Genomic DNA, 18297 nt, shown 5'->3' on the forward strand with positions numbered 1-18297 from the left:
GCATGAGCACCAGCACCACGGAACTCGGCCTCACCGAGACGACCCTGCTGCGGTTCGCCACCGCCGGCTCCGTCGACGACGGCAAGTCCACCCTCGTCGGACGGCTGCTGCACGACTCCAAGTCGGTCCTCACCGACCAGCTGGAAGCCGTCGAGCGCGCCTCTGCCAGCCGCGGCCAGGACGCCCCCGACCTCGCCCTCCTCACCGACGGACTGCGCGCCGAACGCGAACAGGGCATCACCATCGACGTGGCCTACCGCTACTTCGCCACCCCGAAGCGCCGCTTCATCCTCGCCGACACCCCGGGCCATGTGCAGTACACCCGCAACATGGTCACCGGCGCCTCCACCGCCGAGCTGACCGTGGTCCTGGTCGACGCCCGCAACGGCGTCGTCGAGCAGACCCGCCGGCACGCCGCGATCGCCGCCCTGCTGCGCGTCCCGCATGTCGTCCTCGCCGTCAACAAGATGGACCTGGTCGGCTACCAGGAGGCGATCTTCGCCGGGATCGCCGAGGAGTTCACGGCGTACGCGACCGAGCTGGGCGTCCCCGAGGTCACCGCGATCCCGATCTCGGCGCTCGTCGGCGACAACGTCGTGGAACCGTCCGCGAACATGGACTGGTACGGCGGCCCGACCGTCCTGGAGCACCTGGAGACCGTCCCGGTCAGCCACGACCTGGCACACTGCCATGCCCGGCTGCCCGTGCAGTACGTGATCCGCCCGCAGACCGCCGAGCACCCGGACTACCGGGGCTACGCCGGGCAGATCGCGGCCGGCACGTTCCACGTCGGCGAGCCGGTCACGGTCCTGCCGTCAGGCCGTACGACGACGATCTCCGGCATCGACCTCCTGGGCAGGCCGGTCGACGCGGCCTGGACCACCCAGTCGGTGACCATCCTGCTCACGGACGACATCGACGTCTCGCGCGGCGACCTGATCGTGCCGACGAAGGACGCCCCGGCGACCACCCAGGACGTCGAGGCGACCGTCTGCCACGTGGCCGACCAGCCGCTGACCGTCGGGCACCGGGTGCTCCTCAAGCACGGCACCCGCACGGTCAAGGCGGTCGTCAAGGACATCCCGTCCCGTCTCACGCTCGACGACCTGTCCCTGCACCCGCACCCGGGACAGCTCGTCGCCAACGACATCGGCCGGGTGAAGATCCGTACCGCCGAGCCGCTGCCGGTCGACTCCTACGCCGACTCGCGCCGCACCGGCTCGTTCATCCTGATCGACCCCGCCGACGGCACCACGCTCACCGCGGGCATGGTCGGCGAGTCGTTCGCCTCCCCCGAGCCGGTCAAGGACGAGTCCGAAGACGACGGCTGGGACTTCTGACATGACGATGACCGACGTCTACTCGACGTTCGCGAAGGAGGGCGGCCGCGTCGGCAGCGGCGACCTCGGGAGCGGGCAGGGCGGGGTGGCGCGATGTGCGTGCTGACGTACGCGCACTGCCTGCGCGCCCCGGCCCCCCACCCGACGTCCCGGATGCGACGAAGACCTGCCGACCTCCCGGCCACGACCTGAAAGACGTGACCGCCGGGCCAACGAGAGGAAAGCCTCCCGTGCCTGCCAACCGCTCCAAGCTCCTGCGCCGCGGCATAGCCGCGCTCGCCGCACTCCCCTTGCTCACGCTCGCCGCCTGCGGGTACGGGTCGGACTCCGACAAGAGCGACACCACCAAGGTCGCCGCCGGGGCCAAGAAGATCGAGGGCCTCGACACCGTCAAGATCGGCTACTTCGGCAACCTGACCCACGCGACCGCGCTGGTCGGCAACCAGAAGGGCTTCTTCCAGAAGGAGCTCGGCGCCACCCAGGCCAAGTACGCGATCTTCAACGCGGGCCCCTCCGAGATCGAGGCGCTCAACTCGGGCTCGATCGACATCGGCTGGATCGGCCCCTCCCCGGCGATCAACGGCTACACCAAGTCCAACGGCACCGACCTGAAGATCATCGGCGGTTCGGCGTCGGGTGGCGTGAAGCTGGTCGTCAACCCGAAGAAGATCAAGTCGCTGGCGGACGTCAAGGGCAAGAAGATCGCCACGCCTCAGCTGGGCAACACGCAGGACGTGGCGTTCCTCAACTGGGTCGCCGACCAGGGCTGGAAGGTCGACGCGCAGAGCGGCAAGGGTGACGTCACGGTCGTCCGCACCGACAACAAGATCACGCCGGACGCCTTCAAGGCCGGTTCCATCGACGGCGCCTGGGTGCCGGAGCCGACCGCGTCCAAGCTGGTCGCCGAGGGCGGCAAGGTGCTGCTCGACGAGTCCACGCTGTGGCCCGACAAGAAGTTCGTGATCACGAACATCATCGTGTCGCAGAAGTTCCTGAAGGCGCACCCGAAGGTCGTCGAGGCGGTCCTCAAGGGCTCGGTCGAGACCAACAAGTGGATCAACGCCAACCCGGACGCGGCGAAGGCCTCGGCCAACAAGCAGCTGGCTGTCGACTCCGGCAAGGCGCTGCCCGACGACGTCCTCAACTCGGCTTGGTCCTCCATCCAGTTCACCGACGACCCGCTGGCCTCCACCCTCAACACCGAGGCCCAGCACGCCGTCAAGGCCGGTCTGCTCACCGACCCGCTGCTGAAGAACATCTACAACCTGTCGATCCTCAACAAGGTGCTGAAGGCCGACGGCGCGAGCACGGTCAGCGCCGCGGGTCTCGGCAGCAGCTGACCCCGGTCCCGACGAGTTCCCAGGAGGTGACGACCATGGCCACGACCACGACACTCGCCAAGGCCGACGAGTCGGTCGAGTACGCGGCACGCCTTGAGCATGTCTCGAAGTCCTTCGCGACTCCGGGCGGGCAGCAGCTCGTCCTGGACGACATCACCCTCGATGTCGCGCCGGGCGAGTTCGTCACCCTCCTGGGGGCCTCGGGCTGCGGCAAGTCCACGCTGCTGAACCTGGTGGCGGGGCTCGACCGCCCCACCGCGGGCTCCATCGCGACGGACGGGCGGCCCGCCCTGATGTTCCAGGAGCACGCCCTCTTCCCGTGGCTGACCGCGGGCAAGAACATCGAACTCGCCCTGAAGCTCAGGGGGGTTCCCAAGAACGACCGCCGTGCCAAGGCCGAGGAACTGCTCGAACTGGTCCGGCTGAAGGGCGCGTACGACAAGCGCGTCCACGAGCTGTCCGGCGGTATGCGCCAGCGGGCCGCCCTGGCCCGCGCGCTCGCCCAGGAGAGCAGACTGCTGCTGATGGACGAGCCGTTCTCGGCCCTGGACGCCATCACCCGGGACGTGCTGCACGACGAGCTGACCCGGATCTGGGAGGAGACCGGCCTCTCCGTCCTGTTCGTCACGCACAACGTGCGCGAGGCGGTACGGCTCGCCCAGCGGGTGATCCTGCTGTCGTCCCGCCCCGGCCGGATAGCGCGCGAGTGGGAGGTCGGCATACCGCAGCCGCGCCGCATCGAGGACGCGCCGGTGGCCGAACTGTCCCTTGAGATAACCGACGTACTGCGTGGGGAGATCCGCCGTCATGGCCAGCACTGAGACGACACCGGCCAAGGACGCCGGAAGTGTCGAGGCCGGCCTCGACGCCCTGGAGACGACGGCCACCAGCCGCCCGACCCTCCGCCAGACCTTCACCAGCAAGATCCTGCCCCCGATCATCGCGCTCGCCGTGGTCCTCGTGGTCTGGACGCTCCTCGTCCCGGTCGTCGACGACCCGTCCAAGCTGCCCTCGCCGACCGCGGTGGGCGACACGTTCAAGGACGCCTGGCTCAAGGGCGACCTGCTCGGCTACATCTGGACCAGCGTCAGCCGCGGCCTGCTCGGCTTCCTCTTCGCACTCGTCATCGGCACCCCGCTGGGTCTGGTGGTGGCGCGGGTGAAGTTCGTGCGCGCGGCGATCGGCCCGATCCTGTCCGGCCTCCAGTCGCTGCCGTCGGTGGCGTGGGTGCCTCCGGCCGTGATCTGGCTGGGCCTGAACAACTCGATGATGTACGCCGTGATCCTGCTCGGCGCGGTCCCCTCCATCGCCAACGGCCTGGTGTCCGGCGTCGACCAGGTGCCGCCGCTGTTCCTGCGGGCCGGGCGCACCATGGGCGCGACCGGCGTCAAGGGCATCTGGCACGTCGTGCTGCCGGCGGCCATGCCCGGCTATGTGGCGGGTCTGAAGCAGGGCTGGGCGTTCTCCTGGCGCTCGCTGATGGCGGCGGAGATCATCGCGAGCTTCCCCGACCTCGGCGTGGGCCTCGGCCAGCTCCTGGAGAACGCCCGCACCGCCAGCGACATGGCGATGGTGTTCGAGGCCATCATCCTGATCCTGTTCGTCGGCATCGCGATCGACCTGCTGATCTTCAGTCCGCTGGAGCGGTGGGTGCTGCGCAGCCGCGGTCTGCTGGTGAAGAGCTGAGGTCCATGTACAGCAAGCCGGTCCGCCCCGTCCTCGTGGTGATCGCCCACGGCAGCCGTGATCCACGGCATGCGGCGACCGTCCATGCCCTGGTGCGGCGGGTACGGTCGCTGCGGCCGGGGCTGCGCGTGGAGACCGGCTTCCTGGACTTCAACATCCCGTCCGTGCACGGGGTGCTGGAGTCGCTGGCGGCGGAGGGCGTACGCGACGTCGTGGCCCTCCCCCTGCTGCTCACCCGTGCCTTCCATGCGAAGGCGGACATCCCGGCCGTGCTGCGGGATGCGCCGCCGCAGCTGCGGATCCGCCAGGCCCAGGTGCTGGGCCCGTCCCCGCTGCTCCTGTCGGCCCTCGAACGGCGGCTGTACGAGGCGGGGCTCACCCCCGCCGACAAGGCCTCGACCGGGGTCGTGCTGGCCTCGGCGGGGTCCAGCGACCCGGAGGCGATCGCGGTGATCGCGGACATCGCGCGGGAGTGGCGGCACACCGGCTGGTACGCCGTGCGGCCCGCGTTCGCCTCCGCGTCCCTCCCCCGCACCGAGGAAGCCGTACGGGAACTGCGGGAACTGGGCTGCGCCCGGGTGGCCGTGGCCCCGTACGTCCTCGCCCCCGGCTTCCTGCCCGACCGGATCGCGCGGGGCGCGGCGGAGGCGGACGTGCTGGCCGAGGTGCTCGGCCCGGCGCCGGAGGTGGCGCGGGTGCTGCTGGAGCGGTACGACGCGGCGCGCACCCCGGCCCTGGCGGCCGTGGGGGCCTGAGCGACGGTTCGGTGTTCGCGGTCCGGCGCTCCCCTGTCCGTCGGACCGCGAACAGCCGGCCCGGGGCAGGCTCTCGCAAGCGCTGCGCCGTGACCGGCACTTCCTTCTGCGTCGCGTCCGGCAACCGTGTCACACCAGGGGCTTTACCGGTTCGGGTGCCCAACGGCTTGCCCCCGTCCGGCAGTTGATCAGTCGGCAGCGGTGACGGCGGCCTCGTCGGCCAGGCGGGTCAGTTCCCCGACCGCCATCGCGCCCGGCTCCCGGCGCTCGCGCGCGAACGTGTTGGCCAGTTGCTGGAGCAGGTCGTTGAGCGGGGTCGGCACACCGTGCAGGCGGCCCAGCAGGGCGATCTCGCCGTTGAGGTAGTCGGCCTCGATGGTGCCGGTGCCGCGGCTGAGGGACTGCCAGGAGGAGCCGCCGCCGCGCGGGGCGCCGTCCAGCGGGACGAGGTCCACCTTGTGGCCGCGTACCGCCTTCTGCTCCTCGGCGCTCGCGTACGCGATCCCGGCGGCGTCGAGCACGGTCGCGCCCTCGGACCGCACCCGCTGGAACAGGGTCATGGCCGCGTCGTCGGCGATGGGCCCGGCGACGGCCTCCAGCGCGTTGCCCAGGTTGGACAGCAGCTTGGCGTACTGCCAGCGCGCGACGTCGGGCACGACCGGCGCCTCGAAGTGCGACTTCTCCAGGTCGGCGGCGACCAGCCGGGCGGTCCCGCCGGTGCCGTGCGGATGACGGCCCAGGTGCAGGATGCCGGTGAGCGGGGCGCCGCCGGCGGAGACGACGCCCGGTTCGACGAAGGTCGACGGCAGCCAGACGCAGACGCCGTACACGTGCCGGAAGACGCGCAGGGCGAGGCGCTGGCCCTCCACGCCGTTCTGGGCGCAGAACAGGGGCAGCCGCCCCGCCGCCGTACCGCCGCCCGCGACCGGTGCCGGCCCCCAGGTCCCCAGGGCTGCCACGGTGTCCTGTGTCTTGACGGCGAGGACGAGGACGTCGTCCGCCCGCAACTCGCCCAGTTCCCCGGGCCCGGTGACGGCCTGCAGCCGGTACGTGTACTCGCCGTCCGGCACCTTCAGCCGCAGCCCGCCGTCCCGCAGCGCCGCGTGGTGGGCGCCCCGTGCCACCAGGACGACCTCGTGCCCCGCGCCGGCCAGCCGCCCGCCGATCGCACCGCCGACGGCCCCTGCTCCGATGATGATGTAGCGCATGGGACGAGCCTCGCACAGCCGTTGACCCCGCCCCCGGGGCAGGGTCGGGGGTCATGCCTGCCCGGCTGTCAGCTCCACCAGCTTGACCACCGTGTTCCAGTTCCGGGTCGTGGCGATCAGCCCCTTGTGGATCCGGGGCCGGGACAGCGCCTCGGCGAGATTGGAGCGGCCGAGGCCGTCCGGCGCGTAGAGGTAGAGCGCGCGGTCGCCCAGCCGGAACTCCTCGGGGAGGTGGGCGGCGGGGTCGATGTCCGCGTAGCGCTCCGGGGCGACCGGCTCGGAGAGGTAGGTGACGTGGAGCTGCTTCGCCGCCAGCTCGGCGGCCGGGAACGGGCAGGCCTCGACGACCGCCTTCAGGTAGGCGTGGTCGCGGACGAGCACGTCGGCGGAGAAGCCGAACCGCTCCTCGACCGCCTTGGCGAGCTCCGCCGCGAGGGACTCGGTGTCGCCGTGGGCGGCGGTGAAGGCGGCCTGCCCGCTCTGCAGATAGGTCTGGACGGAGTCGTACCCCAGGCCGGTCATCAGTGCGCGCAGTTCGGCCATCGGGAGCTTCTTGTTGCCGCCCACGTTGATCCCGCGCAGCAGCGCCGCATACGTCGTCATTCGAACACCTTAGAACGGCCGTCGTGCCCCGTGGGGGTGGGCACGACGGCCGTGCCGGGCAAGCCGGGCTGCCCGAAACTCTGGCCGATCGGACCGGCCCGGAGCAACTCCTACACGCACCTGTGACTTGTTCAACAAGGTTTCGCAATCACAAACAGGATCCGCGTCGTCGGAAGGGACACCCCTGATCATCACCCCCGAGATGGGTGGATAGATGTAAGGGCCCGACATCCTCCTCGGCGACGAGGGACGGCCGCCGTACTTCACCGGGCAGTACGACGAGTCGTTCTTATCGGCCCCATACCTTCGAATCGAACGAAGGAAGTCGTGAAGAAATCGTGGCGGCCGGGGGGTCGCCACCGCACACGAGGGGGCATTTCCGTCATGGATCCCGTCAAGGGGAACGGAGAGACGCGGGTGCGGGGGCTGGCCGCCCGGGCCGGCGGCTGGAGCGCCCGGCACCGCTGGGCCGCCGTCGGCATATGGGTGCTGTTCGTCGTCCTGGCGATGGGGCTCGGCTCGGCGGCCGGCCGGGTCGACGTCGACGAGAGCGACCAGCTGAAGGGCGAGACCCACACCGCGGCGAAGATCATCGACGACGCGGGCATCAAGGAACCGGCGAGCGAGACGGTCCTGATCCAGGCCAAGGACCCGTCGGTCAAGGCCACGGACGCCGCCTTCAAGGCCGCCGTCACGGACGTCGTCAAGGCCGTCGACGGCACCGGCAAGGTCACGGGTGTCACCTCGCCCTACACCACCGGGACGATCTCGAAGGACGGCCGCAGCGCGCTGGTCCAGTTCGACATGCGCGGCGACTCCGAGACCGCCGGCGACCGGGTCCAGCCGGTGCTGGACGCGGTGGCCGGGGTGCAGAAGGCGCACGGCACGCTGCGGATCGAGGAGATCGGCGGCGCCAGCATGAACAAGCAGTACGCCGACGCCTTCGGCAAGGACTTCAAGCGGGCCGAGTACTCCGCCGTGCCGGTGGCCTTCGGCATCCTGCTGATCGCCTTCGGCGCGCTGGTGGCGGCCCTGCTCCCGGTCGGCCTCGCGATCACCGCGATCATGGCGACGATGGGCCTGATGGGCCTGGTCAGCCATCTGCAGCCGATGAGCGACACCGCCAACTCCGTGATGCTGCTGGTCGGCATGGCCGTCGGCGTCGACTACTGCCTCTTCTACCTGCGCCGGGAGCGCGAGGAGCGGGAGGCCGGCCGGGACCCGGGCGCCGCGCTCCGGATCGCCGCCGCCACCAGCGGCCGGGCGATCATCGTCTCCGGTGTCACGGTGTGCGTGGCGATGGCGGGCATGCTCTTCACCGGCCTCGCCGAGTTCGAGGCGATGGGCCTGGCCTCCCTGATGGTCGTCGCGGTCGCCATGGTCGGCTCCGTGACCGTCCTGCCCGCCCTGCTCTCCCTGCTGGGCCACCGGGTCGAGAAGGGCCGCCTCCCCTTCCTGCGCCGCCGCGAGCGGGCCCACGGGCCTTCCGAGAGCCGCTTCTGGACGGCGGTGCTGCGGGGCGTGCTCGCCAGGCCGCTGGTCTCCGTGCTCGTCGCGGTGGGCGCGCTGCTCGCGGTCGCCGCTCCCGCGCTCGGCATGAAGACCTCGCAGCTCACCCTGGACCAGGAGTTCGGGAACTCGCTGCCGATCGTGCAGACCTACGACCGCGTCAACCAGGCCTTCCCGGGCGGCTCCGAGCCGGCCGAGGTGGTCGTCAGGGCGAAGGACATCAACGCCCCCGAGGTCCGGCAGGCGCTCACCGACTTCAAGGAGCGGGCGATCGGCTCGGGCGCCTCGCGCGGCCCGATCGACATCAAGCTGCACGACGCGCAGAACGTCGCCCTGATCTCCGTGCCGCTGGTCGGCGGCTCCGACTTCGACAAGGCCGGCAAGAGCCTGGAGAAGCTGCGCGACGAGGTACGGCCGGCCACGCTCGGCAAGGTCGACGGCGTGCAGGCGCCGGTGACCGGCAACGTCGCGGGCAACCAGGACTTCAACGACCAGCTGCTCGGCTCGGTCGTCCCGGTCTTCGCCTTCGTCGTCGTCTTCGCCTTCCTCCTGATGCTGCTGTCGTTCCGCTCGCTGACGGTCGCGGTCACCTCGATCCTGCTCAACCTGCTCTCGGTGGGCGCCGCCTACGGCATCCTCGTCGCCGTCTTCCAGCACGGCTGGGGCGCCTCGCTGGTGGGCGCCCAGGGCGTCGGCGCGATCGTCACCTGGCTGCCGCTGTTCCTCTTCGTGATCCTGTTCGGCCTGTCCATGGACTACCACGTGTTCGTCGTCTCCCGGATCCGCGAGGCCCGGCTGCGCGGCCGGTCCACCAAGGACGCGATCCAGCACGGCGTGGTCACCACGGCCGGGGTCGTCACCAGCGCCGCCGTCATCATGGTCGCCGTGTTCGCGATCTTCGGCACGCTGTCCATGCAGTCCATGAAGCAGATGGGCGTGGGCCTGGCGGCCGCGGTCCTGATCGACGCGACGGTCATCCGGGGCGTGCTGCTCCCGGCGGTGATGGCACTGCTCGGCGAGCGCAACTGGTACCTGCCCAGCTGGCTGCGGTGGCTGCCGGACCTGACGCACGACGAGGCACCGGAGGCGGTGGCGCCGGCGGCGCGGGGCGAGGAGGAGCGGCTGCGCGTCTGAGCCGCGCGGTGCAACACCCCCTGACACAGGGTCCGTTGGTCTCCGGGGGAGCCAGCGGGCCCTGTTCCGTGGGTTCGAGTGCCCGGCGCCGGCCGCGAGCAGGGTGCGGTCAGCGCTGGTAGCGGGCCAGCACCAGGTTGCCGTCCTTCTCCAGGCGGTGGCGGAGTTCACCGAGACCGATCGCGCCGCTGTAGTACTCCTGGAGGGCCGGGGTGGCCACCTTGTCCTTCCACTCGGGGTAGCCGCGGACCGTCTGGGCGGGGGCCGGACTGAGGTACTCGGCGAGAGCGGTGCCGGTGGCCCACCCGTACCTGGCCGTATGCAGGGCGGGGTCCTTGAGAGCCTCGGAGCCGGTGGGCAGCATCCAGTCGCCGAGAGCGAGCCGGACCATGTTCTTCGGCCGGAGCAGGAAGTCGACGAACTCGGCCGCCTCCTTCTTGTGGGGACTGTCCGCGGCGATGGACAGCGTCTGCGGGCTGACGCCCTGGGCGAGGCCGTCGGCGCCGGCCGGAGCAGGCAGCACCTCCCACTCGAAGCCCTTGGGCGCCTGCTGGACGATCTGCTGGCGGTAGGAGAACCCGAGCGGGACCATCGCGTACTTGCCGCCGAAGAAGCCCGGCAGGGTGTCCGAGCCGCCGCTGCCCAGGGTGGAGCCGGGTGCGCTGTGGTCCACGTCGACCTGGTCGTGGACGGTGCGCGGCACGACCTGGTCGGCGGCCCCGAAGCGCACGGTCACCTTCCCCTCGGCGCCCCGGTGGAAGAGCCGGCCGCCGGCCGACAGCGACAGGTTGAGCGTGGCGGAGACGGGCTCCTTGAGCGGCCAGGCGACACCGTACCTGCCGTCACCGCTCAGCTGCTTGGTGATCTGCCGGAACTCGGCCCAGGTCCAGGGATGTTCGGGGGTGGGTATGCGCACTCCGGCCTCGGCGAGCCAGGTCCTGTTGGCGATCAGTACGCGCGGTTCCTGGAGGAAGGGCACGCCGTAGATGCCGTCGCCGAAGGTCGCCGTCTGCCAACTGCGCTCCGGTATGTCGGACTTGAGGCGGGCGGACAGCAGACCGGTCAGGTCGGCCAGGTAGCCGCCGTAGGCGAAGTCCGCGAGGTCGTCGGAGGCGTCATGGATGATGTCCGGGGCCTCGCCGCCCTCGAAGGAGGTGAGCAGCTGGTCGTGGACACTGTCCCAACTGCCCTGCACGTACTCGACCTTGACGTCCAGATGGGTGGCGTTCCACTCCTTCACCAGTTCCTTGTTGGCGGCGACCGACTCGTCCTGCCAGGCCAGGGACTGGAAACGGAGGGTGATCGGGCCGCCGGTGCGGGATGCGGAGGTGCAGCCCGCGAGCAGCAGGAGGAGTACGACGACGGCCGTGCCGATCCTGGTGCGCATCAGCTCTTCACCGCCCCGGCGAGCATCCCGCCCGTGATCCGCCGCTGGACGAGCGCGAAGACGAGCAGCGAGGGCAGGGTGGCGAGGAAGGCGGCCGCCGCCAGCGGGCCCAGGTCGGCCACGCCCTCCGCGCCGATGAAATGGGTGAGGACGACCGGCAGGGTCTGTTTCTCCGGTGTCTTCAGCAGCACCAGCGCGAAGAAGAACTCGTTCCACGCGGTGACGAAGGCGAACAGCCCGGTCGCCACGATCCCGGGCGCCAGCAGCGGTGCCGTCACCGACACCAGCGTCCGCAGCCGCCCGGCCCCGTCGACCGCCGCGGCCTCCTCCAGTTCGGCGGGCACCGCGCGGACGTAGCCGACGAGCATCCAGAGCGCGAACGGCAACGCCCACACCACGTAGACCATCACCAGCCCGGACAGGGAGTCGATCAGCCGCAGGTTCTTCAGTACCAGGAACAGCGGGATGATCACCAGGACGAACGGGAACGCCTGGCTGACCACCACCCACCCGGTCACCGCCCGGGACAGCGCGGTGCGGCGCCGTGCCATGACGTACGCCATCGGGGTCGCGAGGAGTACGGCGATCAGCGCGGCGCCGAGCGCGGCGAGCAGGGAGTTGAGGCCGGCGCGCAGCAGGGGCTGTTCATCGAAGGCCTGCCGGAAGTTGGCCAGGGTGGGGTGCCGGGGGATCCAGGTGGGGTGCAGACTGCCCAGTTCGGTCGGCGACTTGAAGGCCGTGGAGAGCAGCCACAGCAGCGGGAAGGCCAGGAAGACGAGATAGGCGAGCAGGGCCGCGTACTGGGCGACGCGGGCGCCGGTACGGGTCTTCACGCGTCCTCGCCTCCCCGCAGCCGGCCCGCCAGGAAGACGGCCAGCAGCACCGCGATCACCGCGACCATCACACAGCCCATCGCCGCCGCGTACCCGAACTGGCCGTAGCGGAAGGCCTCTTCGTAGGCGAAGAGCATCGGCAGCCGGGTCTTGCCGCCGGGGCCGCCGTTGGTGAGGACGTAGACCAGGGCGAAGGAGTTGAAGTTCCAGATCAGGTTGAGCGCGGTGACGGCCAGGGCGATCGGTCTGAGGGCGGGCCAGGTGACCGTGCGGAAACGGCGCCAGGCGCCCGCGCCGTCCACCGCCGCCGCCTCGTGCAGTTCGCGCGGGGTGTTCTGGAGGCCGGCGAGCAGGGCGACCGTGGTCTGCGGCATGCCCGCCCAGACGCCGGCGACGATCACGGCGGGCAGGGCGGTGCCGAGGCCGCTCAGCCAGTCCCGGCCGTCGCCGAGGCCGAGGTCGTGCAGGGTCTCGTTGAGGATTCCGGCGTCCGGGTTGTACACCAGCCGCCAGATGATGCCGACGACGACCTCGGGCATCGCCCACGGGACGATCGCGAGGGCGCGGGCCAGCCAGCGCAGCCGTAACTCCTGGTTGAGGAGAAGGGCGAGGCCGAGGGCGAGCAGGAACTGGGGCACGGTCACGCCGACGGCCCAGACCAGGCCGATCCGGAACGACTCCCAGAAGAGGGTGTCGTGCAGCAGGTCCCGGAAGTTGAGGCCCCCGATCCACTGTGTCGCCGCGGTCCGGCCGGACTGGGCGTCGGTGAACGCCAGCAGGAGCCCGTAGAGCAGCGGGCCGACGCTCAGCACGAGGATCGGGATCAGGGCGGGCAGGACCAGGAACCAGGCGCCGCGGTCGGTGACACGTGCGGCGGCCGGCCGCCTCGTACTCGCCACGTCGGTAACCAATGCCACGTCATCCCCCTTTGCGCGGCCCGGTCGGGCCTGGACATGGTCGTGAAGGCGGGTTGTCCCGTCAAGGCACCGCGCACACGGTCCGACCTCAGTGGATGCGAGACTGGCCGCCGGACGGTGAGAACAAGACACCGTGTGCACCCGCACAGCCGCGGGCGCGCGGGCGTCGGGGACGGACACGGAGGCGGGCGATGGACGAGGCAAGGGCGCGGGACGTACTGGCCGCGGCGGGGGTACTGCCCGGTGCGGCGGCCGACGCCTCGCTCCTGGCCCTGGGGGAGAACGCGGTGTTCGCCGCCGGGGACCTGGTGGTGAAGGTCGGCCGGGACGCCGAGCTCCTCGACCGGGCCCGGCGGGAGCTGGAGATCGCCGGATGGCTGGCGGAGGCGGATGTACCGGCCGTACGGGCCGCCGAGCCGAAGGCGCTGCTCGTCGAGGGGCACCCGGTGACCGTGTGGCACCGGCTGCCGGATCCGGTGCGGCCGGCCGAGCCACGGGACCTGGCCGAACTGCTGCGGATCGTGCACGCACTGCCCGCTCCCCCCTTCGCCCTGCCGCCCCGCGAGTTGCTGGGCGGAGTGGAGCGCTGGCTGCGGCTGGCCGGCGCTGCGATCGACCCCGCCGACGCGGCGTATCTGCGCGAGCGCCGGGACGGCTTCGCGGCAGCCGCGGCCGCGCTGACGCCGCATCTGACGCCGGGGCCGATCCACGGGGACGCGCTGCCCCGCAATGTGCACGTCGGCCCGGACGGGCCGGTCCTGGTCGACCTGGAGACCTTCTCCTCGGACCTGCGCGAGCACGACCTGGTGGTGATGGCCCTGTCCCGGGACCGGTACGGCCTGCCCGCCGAGGCCTACGACTCGTTCGTCACGGCCTACGGGTGGGACGTACGCGAGTGGGAGGGATGCGGCGTACTGCGCGGGGCCCGGGAGACGGCGAGCTGTGCGTGGGTCGCCCAGCACGCGCCGACCAACCCGAAGGCACTCGTGGAGTTCGAGCGCAGAGTGGCATCGCTACGGGACGGCGACGAGTCGGTGCGCTGGTATCCCTTCTGAGCTGCAGCGCCCCCGAAGGGGCGCGGGGCTGTGTCAATTTGCGGCTCCGCCGCGTGGGCGCGACCAGCCACGACGGCGCCGCGGACGAACAACGACGCATCGCGGCACTCCCAGCGGAACGCTCAGACCACTTCGGCCAGCTCCCGCAGCGGCCACGCCCCGTCCACCACCGCGTCGGCCTCTCCCTTGCGGCGCAGGAACTGCTGGAAGTCCGCCGCCCACTCCGCGTACCACTCCACCTGCCGCCGGTGCAGCTCCGCCGGACCCAGCGCCGCGATCTTCGGGTGCCGGTCGGCTATCGCGCGGGCCAGGCGCGCCGCGGCGAGGGCGTCGGCCGAGGCGTTGTGGGCGGCGGTGAGGGTGATGCCGTACTCGGCGCAGACCGCTTCCAGGTTCCGCTTGCCGCGGCGGTAGCGGTCGACCCGGCGGTCGATGGTGTACGGGTCGATGACCGGCGCGGGGTCCAGGCCGCCGAGGCGGTCGGAGAGGGACGGGAGTCCGTGGCGGCGCAGTTCCGCCGAGAGCAGGGTGAGGTCGAAGGTCGCGTTGTAGGCGACGACCGGGACGCCGGTCTTCCAATAGCCCGTGAGGACGTCCGCGAGGGCGTCGGCGACCTGGTCGGCCGGCCTGCCCTCCGCCGCCGCCCGCTCGTTGCTGATGCCGTGCACGGCGACCGCGTCGGCCGGGATCTCCACGCCCGGATCCGCCAGCCACTCGCGGCGGCCCAGTTCCTGCCCGGCCCTGACCTCGATCACGGCCCCCGTGACGATCCGTGCCTCGCGCGGATCCGTACCCGTCGTCTCCAGGTCGAAGCCGATCAGGAGCTCCTGGTGCCAGCCCATGGGCGGCCCCCCTTCTTGGTGGTGCTTTCCCCCAGTGGTCTCCACCCTCGCATGCGCCACTGACAATCAGATGACCGCGTTCCGCTTACCGCCGCACACGCCTCAGGACACCGGGCGCGAATCCACCCAAGCCGTCTCGAACTCCTCGCGGTATGTCGGGAAGAGCCCTGTTTCCATGGCGTCGTCCGACTTGACCACCTTGCCGCCGTTGCGGAGCACCAGCACCGGCGACTCCATCCCGCGCGCCCCGCGCAGATAGGACTGGACGACCGCGACGCCGTCCGCACCGTCGCCGTCCACCAGGTAGGCGGAGAAGCGGGGGGTGTCGTCGTACACCTGGATCTCGAAGGCGCCCGGGTCGCGCAGCCGGGAGCGGACCCGGCGCATGTGCAGGATGTTCATCTCGACCGAGCGGCCCAGTTCGCCCCTTTTCATCCCGAGTTCCCGTTCGCGGCGCTTGACCGCGCTGGAGGCGGGGTTGAGGAAGAGGAGCCGGACCCGGCAGCCGGACTCGGCGAGCCGGATCAGACGGCGGCCGGAGAAGTTCTGCACGAGCAGGTTGAGGCCGATGCCGATGGCGTCCAGGCGGCGGGCGCCGCCGAAGAGGTCCTCGGCCGGGAACTGGCGCATGAGGCGGACCCGGTCGGGGTGGACGGCCACGACGTCCGCGTAGCGGTCGCCGACGAGGTCCTCCACCGCGTCCACCGGCAGCCGGCGCGCCGAGGGCACGTCGCCGCCCGCGCCGAGCATCTCCAGGAGCCGGGCGGAGGCGCGCTCGGCCTGGTCCAGGACGGCCCCGGACAGCGCCCGGTTGCGGGAGACGATGTTGCGGGTCACCTCCAGCTCGTCCAGGGCGAGCTCGACGTCCCGGCGCTCGTCGAAGTACGGCTCGAAGCAGGGCCAGTGCTGCACCATCAGCTCGCGCAGCTGCGGCAGGGTGAGGAAGCTGAGCACGTTGTCGTCGGCGGGGTCGAGCAGGTACCCCTTGCGGCGGCTGACCTCGCGGACCGCGGCCGCCCGCTGGACCCACTCCTGGCCGGCCGGACCGGCCGCGGCGATCACCCACTCGTCGCCGTGGACGGGTTCGTAGATGGGCCGGAGCACGGCGGCCACGACCGCGCGCATCCGCTGTTCGACGAGGTTCAGCCAGATGTAGGCCCGGCCGGCCCGCTGGGCGCGCGTACGCACCTCCAGCCAGGCGTCGGCGTCCCACTCCAGCTCCGGCCCGATGGAGCCCGTGGCGTCCATCGGGCGGGCCAGGGACACCGCGCCGGGCGGGACGTCTGTGGAGTTCCCCTCGTGACCCTCGTCACCAGGGGGCAGCTCCAGGCCTCCCGAGCCCACCCGTGCACCGCCTTCCGCTCCCCCGAGCTCTCCCTGTGCCAACGATCAAGGAAGGGTACTCCGGGAGCGGTCGGCGGTGCAGCCGGATGCACAGGTCGTTTCTCAACTACCGTTTCCGGGCTGTCCGTTCTGATCAGCGAGGGCGGCCGGAGTGAGCGGATTCATAGCGGTGACGTCCCGCGGGGCGATGGAGAAGCCCTGCCAGTGGACCGGCATCGGCTGCTGGTCCTCGTCGCGCGCGATGTGGTGGAAGCCGACGTTCACCCAGACCACGGGGTTGGTGAGGGTCTGTCCGTTCACGAACTTGTCGACGGTCTTGGGGTGATCGCTCGCGCAGCCCGGGTTGTTGCTGGCGAACAGCTCGCACTTGTCGTACTGGGTGAAGTAGACGTCGTGCGAAGTGAACGGGTGGCCCGGGTACTTGTTGCTGGCGCCCTGGACGATCTCGTACGACCGGGCGTGCCCGTCCTTGTTCTTGCCGGCCGTGCTGACCACCCGCCACCAGCGCATGTTCTTGGCGTCGCCGGCGAGTTCCCTGGTGACGTCGGTGCGGGTGGTCTTGTTGCTGGGCGCCTCCTGGCCGTGCACGGGGGCACTGACCTTCGAGTCGTACTGCTCGACACGGCTCTTGGAGGAGCCGTCGAGGTCGAAGTCCAGCTTCCAGAACACGTTGTGGCTGTGGCTGGTGGCGTAGGCGTGGGCGCCCTTGCCGATCGGCCAGCCGCGGCCGTCCCCGGCGTCGTAGTCGCCCGGCGAGAGGCTGCCGGTGGCACCGACGTTCATGTTGATCGTGCCGTCGTCCTGGAACCGCCACTCGGTCATGTACTCGTACCAGCCGACCTTGTTGACGGTGTAGATCAGCAGGTCCTTGCCCTGCTGCTGGTACACCCGGTTGCCGGTGTCGGCCTGCATCCGGTACGCGTGGCCGCGCGAACGGGTGGTGGTGCACAGGCCGTTGACGTCGGGGTGGGCCGGGTCCCAGGCCTCGGGGACCTTGACGGTCTTGATGGTGCCGCCGGGACACTCGGCCGAGTCGAGCGGCACCAGGCCCTGGGCGAAGCCGAAGCCCGTCAGGTCGTCGTACTCGACGCTGCCGTCGTCGTAGGGGACGTCGATCTGGGCGAGGCGGGCGCTGGAGAGCACCTTGATGGGGGCCGGCTCGCCCTTGGGCTGGTAGGAGATGTGCTCCAGGACCAGTCCGGCCTTGCTGTCGTAGCGCCAGCACATCCGCCAGGTGGTGCCGGTGGAGAGCTTCTGCTCGATGCGGTACGCGGCGGAGCAGTCGGCGGCGGCCGCGGCGGCCTTCGGCTGGGCGACGGCGGGGCCGGCCGCGGTGGTCACGCCGGCGGCCAGCGCGGCCGCGGACAGGCCGACGGCGGCCGTCCTGCGGGCACGGCGGATTCTGTTCGGGTGCATGACGAAGTGACTCCTGGTAAGGGAGATGCAGGGTGGAGAGTGGAAAGGTGAACGGAGGGGCCGGCTCAGCGGCCGAGCTGCACGACCTTGCGTGCGCTCAGGTCGACGATGAGCGACCTGGCGTCGATCCACGGCCCGTTCTTGACCTTCGGGAAGAGCCGCACGCAGCGGTGTTCGCCGCACTTGTCGAGCGCGGCGGGCTGGGCGCCCGGAGTGGCGCGGTAGACCGCGCTGTTGAGCAGCAGCTGCTGTTCCGGGTCGGTCAGCTCGGTGCCGGTGGCGTCCTTGAAGTCCGCCTTCAGGCCGGCGCCGAGCGGATCGGCGATCAGCACCTTGAGGGCCTCGACGTTCTCGTCGTGGCTGAGCGGCGGCTGCACGCCCGTGCGGCTGGTGGTCTGCTCGACCTTGCCGGTGTCGAGGTTGACGGTCCGGGTGACGAGGGTGTCGTCCCGGTAGTCGTAGAACGTCACGTCCGCGCGGCGCGGCGCGCCGGCGTCGTCCAGTTCGTTCGCGTCCGGCTCGGCGAGATCGACGCTGAGCCGCTCCGGGCCGCGCCGGCCCTCGACGTTCTCCCCGGCGCTGAACATCTGCTTGGTCAGAGCGAGTTGTTCGACGCGCTTGGTCTCGTCGTCGGTCAGCGGGTCGCTGCCCGTGCCCTTCTTCCCCTCGGCCGGCGCCTGTTCCACCACGCCCGGCTTGACGGTGCCCTGGCCCTGCCCCGCCTGCTGCGCGGCCGCCGCCGCGTTCCCGTCGCTCCCTCCCGACTCGTTCGCCCCTGCCGTACCCGGCAGGGTGATCCCGACCATCACGGCGGTCCCCGCTACCGCCAGTCCCGCACCGGCCACCACCTTGCCCAGATGGCGGTGCACTATCTTGCGCACATCTTCCCCTTACTCCCCCTTGGTCACAGGGAGTACGTTTCTGCCCC

16 protein-coding genes are annotated in these 18297 nt (G+C 71.1%); 7 read left to right on the plus strand and 9 right to left on the minus strand.

Annotation, left to right across the window (positions count from 1 at the left end; translation table 11 throughout):
- Window positions 1-2 precede the first annotated feature (2 nt).
- The 5 genes from KVT45_RS12720 to KVT45_RS12745 all read left to right on the plus strand — a co-directional run bounded on the left by KVT45_RS12720 (window position 3) and on the right by KVT45_RS12745 (window position 5121).
- A complete protein-coding gene (locus KVT45_RS12720) occupies window positions 3-1340 on the plus strand; it encodes a sulfate adenylyltransferase subunit 1 (RefSeq protein ID WP_217547000.1) in 1338 nt (445 codons plus the stop codon).
- Between the two features lie 230 nt (window positions 1341-1570).
- Window positions 1571-2680: an aliphatic sulfonate ABC transporter substrate-binding protein gene (locus KVT45_RS12730; RefSeq protein WP_217547005.1), complete on the plus strand. Its 1110-nt coding sequence runs from the start codon at window positions 1571-1573 to the stop codon at window positions 2678-2680.
- A gap of 35 nt (window positions 2681-2715) precedes the next feature.
- Window positions 2716-3501 (plus strand): ABC transporter ATP-binding protein, encoded by a 786-nt coding sequence (locus KVT45_RS12735; RefSeq protein ID WP_217547007.1) that lies wholly within the window; start codon window positions 2716-2718, stop codon window positions 3499-3501.
- Window positions 3488-4366 (plus strand): ABC transporter permease, encoded by an 879-nt coding sequence (locus KVT45_RS12740; RefSeq protein ID WP_217547010.1) that lies wholly within the window; start codon window positions 3488-3490, stop codon window positions 4364-4366. Before KVT45_RS12735 ends, KVT45_RS12740 begins: the two co-directional genes overlap by 14 nt.
- Window positions 4367-4371: 5 nt before the next feature.
- A complete protein-coding gene (locus KVT45_RS12745) occupies window positions 4372-5121 on the plus strand; it encodes a sirohydrochlorin chelatase (protein WP_217547012.1) in 750 nt (249 codons plus the stop codon).
- A gap of 188 nt (window positions 5122-5309) precedes the next feature.
- On the opposite strand, the gene KVT45_RS12750 is transcribed toward KVT45_RS12745, so the two are convergent.
- Window positions 5310-6329, minus strand: coding sequence for a ketopantoate reductase family protein (locus KVT45_RS12750; RefSeq protein WP_217547015.1), 1020 nt, complete (start codon window positions 6327-6329; stop codon window positions 5310-5312).
- 51 nt (window positions 6330-6380) lie between these two features.
- A complete protein-coding gene (locus KVT45_RS12755; RefSeq protein ID WP_217547016.1) occupies window positions 6381-6932 on the minus strand; it encodes a DUF1697 domain-containing protein in 552 nt (183 codons plus the stop codon).
- A gap of 384 nt (window positions 6933-7316) precedes the next feature.
- Between KVT45_RS12755 and KVT45_RS12760 the strand changes: the two genes are divergently transcribed.
- A complete protein-coding gene (locus KVT45_RS12760; protein WP_217547018.1) occupies window positions 7317-9575 on the plus strand; it encodes an MMPL family transporter in 2259 nt (752 codons plus the stop codon).
- Between the two features lie 109 nt (window positions 9576-9684).
- Here KVT45_RS12760 and KVT45_RS12765 read toward each other — a convergent pair whose 3' ends face one another.
- From KVT45_RS12765 to KVT45_RS12775, 3 genes are read right to left on the minus strand one after another with little or no spacing between them, the layout of a single operon-like run.
- Window positions 9685-10962: an ABC transporter substrate-binding protein gene (locus KVT45_RS12765; RefSeq protein WP_217547020.1), complete on the minus strand. Its 1278-nt coding sequence runs from the start codon at window positions 10960-10962 to the stop codon at window positions 9685-9687.
- Window positions 10962-11795 carry a carbohydrate ABC transporter permease gene (locus tag KVT45_RS12770; RefSeq protein ID WP_217547022.1) on the minus strand — a complete coding sequence of 278 codons (834 nt, stop codon included), beginning with the start codon at window positions 11793-11795 and terminating at the stop codon, window positions 10962-10964. Before KVT45_RS12770 ends, KVT45_RS12765 begins: the two co-directional genes overlap by 1 nt.
- A complete protein-coding gene (locus KVT45_RS12775; protein WP_254646728.1) occupies window positions 11792-12706 on the minus strand; it encodes a carbohydrate ABC transporter permease in 915 nt (304 codons plus the stop codon). Before KVT45_RS12775 ends, KVT45_RS12770 begins: the two co-directional genes overlap by 4 nt.
- A gap of 197 nt (window positions 12707-12903) precedes the next feature.
- Between KVT45_RS12775 and KVT45_RS12780 the strand changes: the two genes are divergently transcribed.
- Window positions 12904-13767, plus strand: coding sequence for a phosphotransferase enzyme family protein (locus KVT45_RS12780; protein ID WP_217547025.1), 864 nt, complete (start codon window positions 12904-12906; stop codon window positions 13765-13767).
- A 122-nt stretch (window positions 13768-13889) separates the two neighbouring features.
- Here the strand turns inward: KVT45_RS12780 and KVT45_RS12785 are convergent, their stop codons facing one another.
- The 4 genes from KVT45_RS12785 to KVT45_RS12800 form a co-directional block, all read right to left on the minus strand.
- Window positions 13890-14609, minus strand: a complete 720-nt coding sequence (locus tag KVT45_RS12785) for a 3'-5' exonuclease (RefSeq protein WP_217547027.1) — start codon at window positions 14607-14609, stop codon at window positions 13890-13892.
- A 102-nt stretch (window positions 14610-14711) separates the two neighbouring features.
- The gene (locus KVT45_RS12790; RefSeq protein ID WP_217547029.1) at window positions 14712-15953 is read right to left on the minus strand and encodes an SAV2148 family HEPN domain-containing protein; all 1242 of its coding nucleotides are present in this window, start codon (window positions 15951-15953) and stop codon (window positions 14712-14714) included.
- A gap of 102 nt (window positions 15954-16055) precedes the next feature.
- Window positions 16056-17369, minus strand: a complete 1314-nt coding sequence (locus KVT45_RS12795; RefSeq protein ID WP_217547031.1) for a copper amine oxidase — start codon at window positions 17367-17369, stop codon at window positions 16056-16058.
- Between the two features lie 65 nt (window positions 17370-17434).
- Window positions 17435-18250, minus strand: a complete 816-nt coding sequence (locus tag KVT45_RS12800) for a Tat pathway signal sequence domain protein (protein WP_217547033.1) — start codon at window positions 18248-18250, stop codon at window positions 17435-17437.
- Between the last annotated feature and the right edge of the window lie 47 nt (window positions 18251-18297).

Origin of the sequence: Streptomyces sp. GbtcB6, assembly GCF_019091475.1 — a bacterium.
GTDB lineage: Bacteria > Actinomycetota > Actinomycetes > Streptomycetales > Streptomycetaceae > Streptomyces > Streptomyces hyaluromycini.